This is a genomic window from Nitrospirota bacterium, from assembly GCA_016212215.1.
Classification (GTDB): domain Bacteria; phylum Nitrospirota; class 9FT-COMBO-42-15; order HDB-SIOI813; family HDB-SIOI813; genus JACRGV01.
The window spans coordinates 1-11187 of record JACRGV010000152.1 but is presented as its reverse complement, the minus strand read 5'-3'; the positions used below and the strand labels follow the sequence as shown (position 1 = coordinate 11187).

Below are 11187 nucleotides of genomic sequence, written 5' to 3'. Positions count from 1 at the left end.
GAGGGGGCTACGTTGATTCCCTCCCCTTCAAGGGGAGGGGTAGGGTGGGGATGGGGTTGATTTTCGGATGAACTCCCATGAACCGAGGGTTCACAAAGGGCCATGAAAATCAGCGGGACAAGAAAGTCCCGCCTATCCTCGTAGAAAGGGATAGGCGGGGTTTTCTTACCCCGCCGGAAGGGATTTTCGGATGAAGACTTCGGCTATAAGAATTTCCGTTTTAAAAGACGTTAAGCGTATTGTTATAAAGATCGGGAGCAGGGTGCTTGCTTCTACAGGGAGCGGTCTGAACTCGCGGCGGATTAAGAGGATTGCACGGGAGATTGGGGAATTACATCATAGGGGTTTTGAGGTTGTCATCGTATCTTCCGGTGCTGTTGTGGCGGGGATGAATGAACTGGGGCTGACTAAAAAGCCGCGGGAGATTCCTCTTAAACAGGCTGCTGCCTCTATAGGTCAGAGTAAATTGATCCAGATGTATGAGAAGATGTTCAGGGCATTTGATATAAAGGTTGCCCAGATACTCCTGACCCGTGATGACATTGCAGACAGGAAGAGATTTCTGAATTCAAGGAATACACTGCTTACGTTGCTGTCATATAAGGTTGTTCCTGTGATAAATGAAAATGATACTGTGGCAGTGGATGAGATAAAGTTCGGGGATAATGACCTGTTATCCGGGCTTGTAACTAATGTGGTAGATGCTGATCTTCTGATTATCATGTCTGATGTAGAGGGGTTATTTACAGCGAATCCTTCTTTGCATAAGGATGCTGTGCTTATACCGGTTGTTAAAGAGATAGACAGGAATATTGAGGATATTGCCGGTGGTTCAACTACGATTGAAGGGACCGGTGGTATGACATCCAAGGTGGAGACTGCCAAAAGGGTTTCAGAATATGGCATCCCTACCGTAATCATGAATGGCAATGCAGCCGGTCTTTTGAACCGATTATTTACCGGTTTTGAAGTGGGGACGCTTTTCCTGCCAAAAGAATCCCGCCTTACAAGCAGGAAACACTGGATTGCCCATGCACTTCCTGCTAGCGGCCGTCTTATTCTGGACAACGGTGCAAGGGATGCGTTGCTAAAGAGGGGAAAGAGCCTCCTGCCATCAGGTATAACAGCCGTTGCCGGAGAATTTGAGGCCGGTGATGCAGTTTCATGTGAAGATGAGGGAGGTAAGGTATTTGCCAAGGGGTTGACCAATTATAACTCAAGAGAGCTAATAAGGATCATAGGGAAAAAAACCAGTGAAATTCCGGCGATTTTAGGGTATAAGGATTATGATGAGGTGATACACAGGGATAACCTTGTAATAGTGAGCAGTAAGCAGTAAGCAGTAAGCAGTTAACAGACGTTAGAGGCAAGAAGTAAGAAGCTATAATCATAGAAATAATTCCCTCCCCTTCAAGGGGAGGGTCGGGGCCTCCCACCGAAGTAATAATTAAGGGGGGTGGGGAATAAAAATCAGCGGGACAAGAATGTCCCGCCTATCCTCATTTTTTTGCTGGATAGGCGGGGTTTTCTTACCCCGCCGTAGGAATTTTCGGGAGGAGGAGGGGTTTATGGACTTTAAAAATTATATAGAAGAAAAAGGGAAGAAGGCTAAGGAAGGGGCGAGGAGGCTGGCGAGTACTTCAACACGTATAAAAGATAATGCACTTCTTGCAATGGCTGATGCCCTGGAAAGGGAATCTGCAGGATTAATAGCAGAGAATCAGAAAGACCTTCGGGCAGGAACAGAAAAGTCACTTTCTTCTGCCCTATTAGACAGGCTTACCCTGAATGAAAAGAGGATAAAAGAAATGGCAAAGGGGTTAAGAGATATCGCGGCCCTTCCTGACCCTGTGGGGGAGATTACACACATGCGGCAGAGGCCGAACGGGATGCAGGTGGGAAGGATACGGGTACCTATTGGTGTCATAGGGATTATCTATGAATCAAGACCGAATGTTACAGCAGATTCAGCAGCACTCTGCATAAAGTCAGGTAACGGTGTATTTTTACGCGGCGGCTCAGAGGCAATTAATTCAAATAAGGCCATTGCTAATATCCTTATTGAGGCCGGCTTAAAGGCAGGGCTTCCTGATGGTTCTATAACAATGGTTGATGTAGTTGACCGGCAGGCTGTTATGGAGATGCTGAAGCTGGATAAATATATAGATCTGATTATTCCACGGGGCGGTGAAGCACTTATAAAGACTGTGTCTGCAAATTCCACAATACCTGTGATAAAACATGACAGGGGGCTTTGTCATACTTATGTGGATGAAGATGCTGATATTAAGATGGCAGAGGATATCTGTTTTAATGCGAAGGTACAGCGGCCCGGTACGTGCAATGCTATGGAAACAATGCTGGTTCACAAGGCTGTTGCATCAGACTTTCTTACCGGGATGATAAAGAGATTACAGCAGGCCGGGGTTGAAATCAGAGGTTGTCAGAAAACGGCAGCAATTGATGCCTCTATTAAATCAGCTTCAGAAGAGGATTGGAACACAGAGCACCTTGACCTTATCCTGAATATAAAGATCGTTGATGATATGGAAGAGGCATTAAGGCACATAGAGAGGTTCGGTTCACAACATTCCGAGGCAATCGTTACAAACAATCATCAGAGGGCAATGAGATTTCTGAGAGAGGTTGATGCTGCGGCTGTGTTTGTTAATGCCTCCACACGCCTTCATGATGGTGGACAATTCGGTCTGGGTGCTGAAATTGGCATAAGCACAACGCGTATACATGCAAGAGGTCCCATGGGTCTTGAAGAGCTTACATCAGCAAAATTTATTATTTTAGGAGAAGGACAGATACGTGAATAGTATAAGGAAATTATAGATATAATTAAACACAGAGGCACGGAGAAAAGATTTGGGATATGATATAAAAAGTCTCCTCTGTGTCTCAGTGCCTCTGTGGTTAGAAAGTAGGTTATTGGGAATTGCAGCGTATAGGTCTTTTCGGCGGGACATTTAATCCTGTTCATCTCGGACATCTCCGCATTGCCGGTGAAATCAGGGAGCGGTTATCCCTTGACCTTATAATATTTATTCCAACAGGTAATCCACCACACAAGGCAATGACAGAAGTTATTTCACCGGAACACCGCCTGAGGATGGTTGAACTTGCCATTGCCCCGTATAGTTTTTTTAAGGCGTCTTCCATAGAGTCTGAACGGAAAGGTTTCTCATATTCAATAGATACTGTTTCTGCTTTGAAAGAGGAGATAGGTGCTTCAGCAGAATTTTTCTTTATTATAGGTATTGATGCATTCTTAGAAATTAATACATGGAAGAAGGCTGATGAACTTCTGGCGTTATGTAACTTTGTTGTTATCCCAAGGCCGGGACACAGGTTTGCTGATCTGAAGGATATTGAAAATTCCCTCCCCTTCAAGAATAAGCGGGACAAGAATGTCCCGCCTATCCATAATACATATCCGGATAGGCGGGGTTCCCAAAATTTACATATGGATAGGCGGGGTTTTCTAACCCCGCCGGAAGGATTTTCAGATGACCTTGAAAGGTTAGACCGCGGCGAAATCTCAAGCCTCTCTTTTCCATTATCCGGCGGTTATTTCCTGTTCCTTGAAAAGATACCCTTGTGTGATATATCATCTACTGAATTAAGAAAGATTGTTCGCAATGGGGGTGAGGTTAGAAATCTGTTGCCTGAAACTGTTATGTCATATATAATGGGGCAAAGGTTATATATAATTGATAAAAAAGAAAACAACACTAACAGGTAAGAAGAAGGCGGTATTGGCCGCAAGGTGTCTTGAAGATAAGAAGGCACTGGATATTCTTGTGTTTGACGTGTCTGCAATAACTACGATTGCAGATTATTTTGTAATTGCTACAGGTGAGGCAAAACGTCAGATAAAGGCATGTTCAGACTATGTAGATGAAATCCTGGCATCCAAGGGTGCAAATGCTCATCATCTTGAAGGTATCTCCAATCTCGAATGGGTCTTAATGGATTATGGAGATGTAATAATCCATATATTTGATGAAGATACACGCGAATACTATGGTTTAGAGCGGCTTTGGGGTGATGCGCCGGAGGTAGATTACAGGGTTAAAAAGCGCAAGGCTGTCATCGTAGAGACGGCTGAGAAGAAGTCAGAAGTTAGACGCAAGAAGTAAGATAAAGAAAAGGATTTTTATGCGCTACCTTATTGGATTATTAGGTATATTCGCTTTAATCGTTATAGTCTACTTTGACCGCCTTAATCCGTACCCTATTACCTTAAATCTGAGTCTGAAATCTTCTTATTCAATATCCACTGTTGGTTTCTTTCTATTCTCTTTTGCACTCGGTGCATTCATTGTTATTGTCTTTACACTTCTCAGGGATGCAAAAAATATATTTCAGAACTGGAGAAGCAGGCAGAAAGATCGTCTGGATGCCCGTGTTCAGGAGATTTTCTCAAAAGGTCTCTATGCCTATCTTTCCGGGAAATATGACCAGTCCATATCATACTTCCGTGAGATTATTAAAATAGAGCCTAATCACCTTAATACCCTATTAAGAATAGGTGATGCCTACTGTCAGGAACGCAATTATGCAGAGGCGATCAGGTATCATAGAAAGGCAAGAAAGATTGATGAAAAGAATCTGGAGGCGTTGTTTGCCCTTGTAAATGATTATGTGATGTCAGGGTCTCCTGATGAGGCGGTTTCTGCCCTGCAGGAGGTTGTAAAGAAAGATTCCTCCAATATTGAGGCCCTTGTACGTCTCAGGGATATTTACGTAAAGATGGGAAAATGGGACGGTGCCCATGAGTCTCAGGGCCGTATTGTGAAACACCGCAAAGACAACAAAGACGACATGAAGCTGTTGATGGGCCTGCGGTATGAATTTGCAAAATCTTTATATAAAAGGAGTGACAGGGAAAAGAGCAAAAAGGTATTGAAGACTATAATAAGGTCAGATAAGGACTTTGCACCGGCTTATATAACTCTCGGAGATATTTTAATTGAAGAAGGTGATGGTTCTGATGCCGCAGAGATGTGGGAAAAGGGATATTATCAGAACTTCAATGAGATACTCCTGCATAAACTTGAAGATTACTCTCTCCAGCAGGGTGAGCCTGAAAAGATAATATGGGTGTACAAAAAGGCCATATCCCTTAAACCGGATAGTGCCTCTTTAAGATTCTATCTTGGGAAACTTTACTATCGTCTTGAGATGCTTGATGAGGCGTATGATGTGTTATCAGAACTGGAAGGCTTAGAGAGCGGTATGCCTGAATTGAACAAATTATTAGGAAATATCTATGAACGGAAGGAAGATTATGATAATGCAATCAGTGAGTTTAAAAAGGCGCTTGGCCTCCGTAAAATGGTGATAGTGCCATACTATTGCCCTTCATGCGATTATCATACAAATGAGTGGAGCGGCCGTTGCCCGAGGTGCGGGGGATGGAATACTTTTACAGTCTCCCCTGTTCACTTAAAAAAAGATAAACACACACCTAATCGTAATAAAAAACAAAATGACAAGCTGGAGTCATTATATAAAGACAGCATTGAATGGAGCGGAACCTGAGACCATTAGCACTGATTATACTTGACGGCTGGGGGATCAATCCCAAAGAAGACGGCAACCCTATTTCGATTGCAAGACCTCCCATCTATAATTCCCTTTTAAAAGAGTATCCACACACAACCTTAGATGCCTCCGGAGAATCTGTGGGCCTGCCGGAAGGACAGATGGGAAATTCTGAGGTTGGTCACATGAATATCGGGGCCGGTCGTGTAGTATATCAGGATTTAACGCGTATTGATAAGGCTATACGGGAAGGTGAATTTTTTAAAAATCCTGTGATTATTGAATGTATTGAGAAGGCAAAGTCTGCATCAGGCAGACTCCATCTTATGGGGCTTCTTTCAGACGGTGGTGTTCACAGCCATATCAGACATCTTTTTGCAATCATTGAGATGGCAAAAAAGGCAGGGATAAGAGATTTATATATACATGCATTCTTAGACGGACGCGACACCCCTCCTCAAAGCGGGCTTGGCTATGTGAAGTCACTTCAGGAGTATTTGAAAAAAGCGGGCATCGGACAGATAGCAACTATCTCAGGACGTTACTATGCCATGGACCGTGATAACAGGTGGGATAGGGTAGAGAAGGCATACAGTGCGCTTGTGTATGGTGTCGGAGTAAAGGCATCGGACCCTGTAGAGGCTGTTGAGAAGAGCTATACAGAAGGAGTAACAGATGAGTTTGTTGTTCCAATTATTATCACTAATGAAACACCCCACCCTCACCTTAATCCTCTCCCTGAGGGAGAGGAAATTTCCCTCCCCTTCAAGGGGAGGGTTAGGGTGGGGATGGGGTTATTTTCGCATGAAAATGGAGAGCCTGTTGCAACAATCAAAGACGGTGACGGTGTTATCTTTTTTAACTTCAGGGCAGATCGCGCAAGAGAGCTGACATCGGCTCTTACAAGTGTTGAGTTTGACAAGTTCCAACGTAAATTATGCCCCTCACTTTCTGCCTTTGCCTCCATGAAATTGTATGATGAAAAGACGCACCTTCCTGCTGCTTATGAGTCAGCAAAACTGGAAAATATTTTCAGCGAGGTAATCAGCAAAAAAAACATTAAACAGTTCAGGACTGCTGAGACTGAGAAATATGCCCATGTGACCTACTTCTTTAACGGCGGAGAGGAGAAACCGTTTCCCGGCGAAGACCGCACGCTTATTCCTTCTCCAAAGGAAGTCGCCACTTATGACCAGAAGCCTGAGATGAGTGCCTATAAGGTGACTGAAGAGCTTGAGAAACGTATACGTTCAGGAGAGTATGGTTTTATTCTTGTTAATTATGCAAACCCTGATATGGTCGGCCATACAGGAGTCCTTGAGGCCGGTATCAGGGCAGTAGAGGTTGTTGATGAATGTCTCGGCAGGGTGCTTACTGCTGTAAAAGAAATGGGCGGGATTGCAGTCATTACATCTGACCACGGTGATATAGAACAGATGATAGAGTATGAGACCGGCAAACCCCATACAGCACACACAACCAATTTTGTACCGTTCATTGTTACCCAAAAAGGCATTACCCTTCGTTCCACCGGCATCTTTGCAGATATTGCCCCAACCCTTCTCGACCTCATGGGGATTGAGAAGCCCGCAGAGATGACAGGAACGTCTCTTATTATCAGATAAGAATTAAACTAGATCAAAAATATATATATTACATTCACTCGAAAATCACCTCCAGCGGGGTAAGAAAACCCCGCCTATCCATTTCTACAAGGATAGGCGGGACATTCTTGTCCCGCTGATTTTCTTAGCACCCTCTCCCTCAGGGAGAGGGTACGGGTGAGGGTGGGGTTTTCATTGCCGTTTGTGAGCCCGCGCCTCATGACCGGTTCATCCAAAATTTCTTTGAGGTTATCTTATGGATATACTAAAACACATATTGAATATTATATTTCCCGCTTTATGTAAGCAATGCGGCGGTTCTGCAGATAGTTCTTTTTACACATCCTGTTTTTGTAATAATTGCTGGGATGGAATAAAGTGGTTTGACGGGTTATGCTGTCAGAGGTGTGGTATGCCTTTTCCCTCTATCGAAACTCCTGTAGATTATTTTAAAGCATCTCCCGGCCATACTTGCGGAGACTGCGTCAAAAGCCCTCCATATTTCGACAAGGCCATCTCCGCAGGTCCATACAAAGACGTACTTGCTGAGGCAATAAAACTTTTCAAATATAAAAAAAAGATCCACATCGGCATGGCATTGACAGAAGAGGTAATGAAGTTATGTATGGAGGGAAATTCCCTCCCCTTCAAGGGGAGGGTTAGAGCCTGCCCCCGAAGTAGTAATCGGGGGGTGGGGATGGGTTTATCTTCCGATGCTTTCATAAAGCCTGATTGTGCAATCCCCGTCCCCCTTCATCCCCAACGCCTGCGTGAAAGGGAGTTCAATCAGTCTGCGATTATAGCATCAGTAATAAGCTCAAGGTTTGATATAGCTATGCTGACCAATGTCCTCCTCAGACAGCGATATACAAAACCGCAGGTCGAACTCGGGTTCAGGGAACGAAAAGAGAATGTTGAGGGGGCGTTCATTTTACAGAATAAAGAGGCAGTCATGGGCAGAAACATCATTCTTGTTGATGATGTCTTCACCACAGGCTCTACAGTAAATGAATGTGCAAAGGTACTAAAGAAAAACGGTGCAGAAAAAGTTTATGTCATTACAATTGCAAGGATGGTCTGATTCGAGGTAATGCGGTTATATTTTGCAAATCATTGTTTATATTTGCCTGAATAATTCACTGAGAATTGACATTGCTATCAAAATCAGTTGACAAGCATAATATGTTTAATATATCTTTTTCCCCAGCAGAATTTATTAACTTATTAATTTGAAGGAAGGGAAACAATGGAAAGAACACTTTCGCTTATAAAGCCGGATGGGGTGAGAAAGAACCTTATTGGAGAGGTTATCAGGGTTTTTGAACAAAATGGATTGAGGATAGCTGCTTTGAAGATGTTATGGCTTTCCAAGAAAGAGGCAGAAGGGTTTTATATTGTTCACAAGGACAGGCCGTTCTATGACAGCCTCACTACTTTTATGTCCTCCGGCCCTATTGCAGCCTTAGTTCTGGAGGGTGAGAATGCAATTAAGAAGAACAGGGAATTAATGGGTGCTACCAATCCTGCAGAGGCCCTGAAGGGGACAATAAGGGGTAACTTCGGCGGCGGCATAGAGGAGAATGTGGTTCACGGGTCAGACTCAATTGCATCTGCTGATTTTGAGATCCCATATTTCTTTAGTAAGTTAGAACAACTATAATTAGGGAGGAAGACGCATGAAGCCGGAAGAATTATTAAGGGAGTTTCCTGATGATTTAAAGTATCACAAAGATCACATGTGGCTGCGTGCCACAGGAAACAAGGCAGTGATTGGGATTACATATTTTGCACAGGAACAACTGGGCGATATAGTGTATGTGGAACTGCCGGAGGTTGGTACGCAGGTTGATGCAAATGCAGTTATCGGTGAGATTGAATCTACAAAGACAACTTCTACATTAGAGGCAGTTGTAAGCGGTAAAGTTGTTGATGTAAATGGAGGCTTGGAAGAGATACCCGATGTACTTAATGAAGACCCTTACAACAGGGGCTGGATTGCTGCTATTGAGATGTCAAATCCTGAAGAAATGAATTCGCTGATGGATTCAAATGCATACAGGAAATATCTGGAAGAGTCTCATTAGGCATGATTACTATATGGTTATCCATATAGTAATTTAGAATGAAACCCTCACGAGCCTTTAGATTACAAAGCTTGAAAAAGAGTGGGACAAGAATGTCCCACCTATCCTTGATATATATCTGGATAGGCGGGGTTTTCTAACCCCGCCGGAAGGATTTTCGAGTGAAATTATGGTAATTAAAAACATAGAAGAGCACCTGAAGCTGATCAGACGGGGTTGTGTAGAGATAATCTCAGAAGAGGAGCTTATAAAAAAACTTGAGTGGTCTATTAAGGAAAAAATTCCCTTAAAGATTAAGGCGGGGTTTGATCCGACAATGCCTGACCTGCATTTAGGGCACACAGTGTTATTGTATAAGCTCAAACAGTTTCAGGATTTGGGGCATAAGGTTCTCTTTCTTATCGGTGATTTTACCGGTATGATTGGTGATCCAAGCGGTGTTTCAGAGACTAGGAAGGCGCTTACAAAAGAAGATGTTTTGAATAATGCTTCTACTTATGAGCGCCAGGTATTTAAGATACTTGACCCGGCCCGTACTGAGGTCGTTTTTAACAGTACATGGATGAGCAGGATGACTGGAGAAGAGTTAATCCGGCTCTGCGGCAAATATACAGTTGCACGTATGCTGGAGCGTGAGGATTTTAAAAAGAGATACACTACCGGAAAGCCTATAAGTATTCATGAGTTTTTATATCCTTTGATTCAGGGTTATGATTCTCTGATGTTGAAGGCTGATGTTGAGGTTGGTGGCACAGATCAAAAGTTTAATCTTCTTGTCGGCCGTGACCTTCAAAGGGAGGAAGGACAATCACCTCAGGTTGTATTGACAATGCCGCTGCTTGAGGGCTTAGACGGCGTAAAGAAGATGAGCAAGAGTCAGAAGAACTATATTGGTATTGAGGAACCGCCTCATGAGATATTTGGAAAGATAATGTCTGTAGATGACCGACTGATGCTTAAATATTATGAACTATTATCTAATCAGGATATTGAATACATAAAGACGATACATCCCATGGAAGCCAAGAAGAATCTGGCCGGGGAGATAGTTGAAAGATTTTACAATAAAGAAATTGCAGTAGAGGCACGCAATGATTTTGAAAAAGTTTTTTCTAAACGTGATAGCATTCCTTCCGATATTCCTGTCTACACTGTAGAGGATGGCAAGAGATGGCTTCCGCATGTACTTACTGCTTCCGGTATAACAAAGAGTAATTCTGAGGCTATACGGCTTATCAGAGAAGGGGCAGTAGAATTGGATGGTATGAGGGCCGCAGAAATCAATGTAGAACTACCTGAAGGAAGGGAACAAATAGTAAAAATAGGAAAAAAAAGATTTTTAAAAATAAACTCTTGACAAATGATTTTGAATTTATTATTATGTGTCTTCGTTGTTAAGACAAATCAAATCTGTCCTTGAAAGATAGTTCCAGATTTGCTGCAAAATATCTGCTCCAGTGTCGAGCGGAAGGTCTTTGAAAACTAAATAGTGTGCACATTAAAGCGGGTTCTGTATATTTTGGAGAGTTTGATCCTGGCTCAGAACGAACGCTGGCGGCGTGCCTAACACATGCAAGTCGAACGTGAAAGGGGTAGCAATACCCCGAGTAAAGTGGCGCACGGGTGAGTAATGCATGGGTAACCTGCCTTAAAGGCTGGGATAACCCTCCGAAAGGGGGGCTAATACCGGATAACAAAGAGGGACGAAAGTTTTCTCTTTTAAAGGATCTCCGCAAGGAGGGGTCACTTTAAGATGGGCCCATGTCCCATTAGTTAGTTGGCAGGGTAACGGCCTACCAAGACAATGATGGGTAGCCGGTCTGAGAGGATGATCGGCCACACTGGCACTGAAACACGGGCCAGACTCCTACGGGAGGCAGCAGTGAGGAGTTTTGCGCAATGGGCGAAAGCCTGACGCAGCAACGCCGCGTGAGGGAAGAAGG

At 43.5% G+C, this 11187-nt stretch carries 10 protein-coding genes and 1 rRNA gene; all 11 read left to right on the top strand.

Annotated features, from left to right (window positions below):
- The first annotated feature begins 205 nt into the window (after positions 1-205).
- On the top strand, positions 206-1339 hold the full coding sequence (proB, locus tag HZA08_13910) for a glutamate 5-kinase (GenBank protein ID MBI5194515.1): 1134 nt from the start codon (positions 206-208) through the stop codon (positions 1337-1339).
- 229 nt (positions 1340-1568) lie between these two features.
- Positions 1569-2825: a glutamate-5-semialdehyde dehydrogenase gene (locus tag HZA08_13905; GenBank protein ID MBI5194514.1), complete on the top strand. Its 1257-nt coding sequence runs from the start codon at positions 1569-1571 to the stop codon at positions 2823-2825.
- Positions 2826-2944: 119 nt separating this feature from the next.
- Entirely contained in the window at positions 2945-3751 is an 807-nt protein-coding gene (gene nadD, locus HZA08_13900; protein ID MBI5194513.1) for a nicotinate (nicotinamide) nucleotide adenylyltransferase, read from the top strand.
- A 13-nt stretch (positions 3752-3764) separates the two neighbouring features.
- Entirely contained in the window at positions 3765-4148 is a 384-nt protein-coding gene (gene rsfS, locus HZA08_13895; protein ID MBI5194512.1) for a ribosome silencing factor, read from the top strand.
- Positions 4149-4167: 19 nt separating this feature from the next.
- Positions 4168-5553: a tetratricopeptide repeat protein gene (locus HZA08_13890; protein ID MBI5194511.1), complete on the top strand. Its 1386-nt coding sequence runs from the start codon at positions 4168-4170 to the stop codon at positions 5551-5553.
- The gene (gene gpmI, locus HZA08_13885; GenBank protein MBI5194510.1) at positions 5538-7181 is read left to right on the top strand and encodes a phosphoglycerate mutase (2,3-diphosphoglycerate-independent); all 1644 of its coding nucleotides are present in this window, start codon (positions 5538-5540) and stop codon (positions 7179-7181) included. The genes HZA08_13890 and gpmI overlap by 16 nt, the downstream gene beginning before the upstream one ends.
- A gap of 235 nt (positions 7182-7416) precedes the next feature.
- Positions 7417-8241, top strand: coding sequence for a ComF family protein (locus HZA08_13880; GenBank protein MBI5194509.1), 825 nt, complete (start codon positions 7417-7419; stop codon positions 8239-8241).
- A gap of 165 nt (positions 8242-8406) precedes the next feature.
- Positions 8407-8820, top strand: coding sequence for a nucleoside-diphosphate kinase (ndk, locus tag HZA08_13875; GenBank protein MBI5194508.1), 414 nt, complete (start codon positions 8407-8409; stop codon positions 8818-8820).
- Positions 8821-8836: 16 nt separating this feature from the next.
- Entirely contained in the window at positions 8837-9244 is a 408-nt protein-coding gene (gene gcvH / locus HZA08_13870) for a glycine cleavage system protein GcvH (protein MBI5194507.1), read from the top strand.
- Between the two features lie 169 nt (positions 9245-9413).
- On the top strand, positions 9414-10601 hold the full coding sequence (locus HZA08_13865; protein ID MBI5194506.1) for a tyrosine--tRNA ligase: 1188 nt from the start codon (positions 9414-9416) through the stop codon (positions 10599-10601).
- Between the two features lie 162 nt (positions 10602-10763).
- A 16S ribosomal RNA gene (locus tag HZA08_13860) occupies positions 10764-11187 on the top strand; the annotation flags it as partial.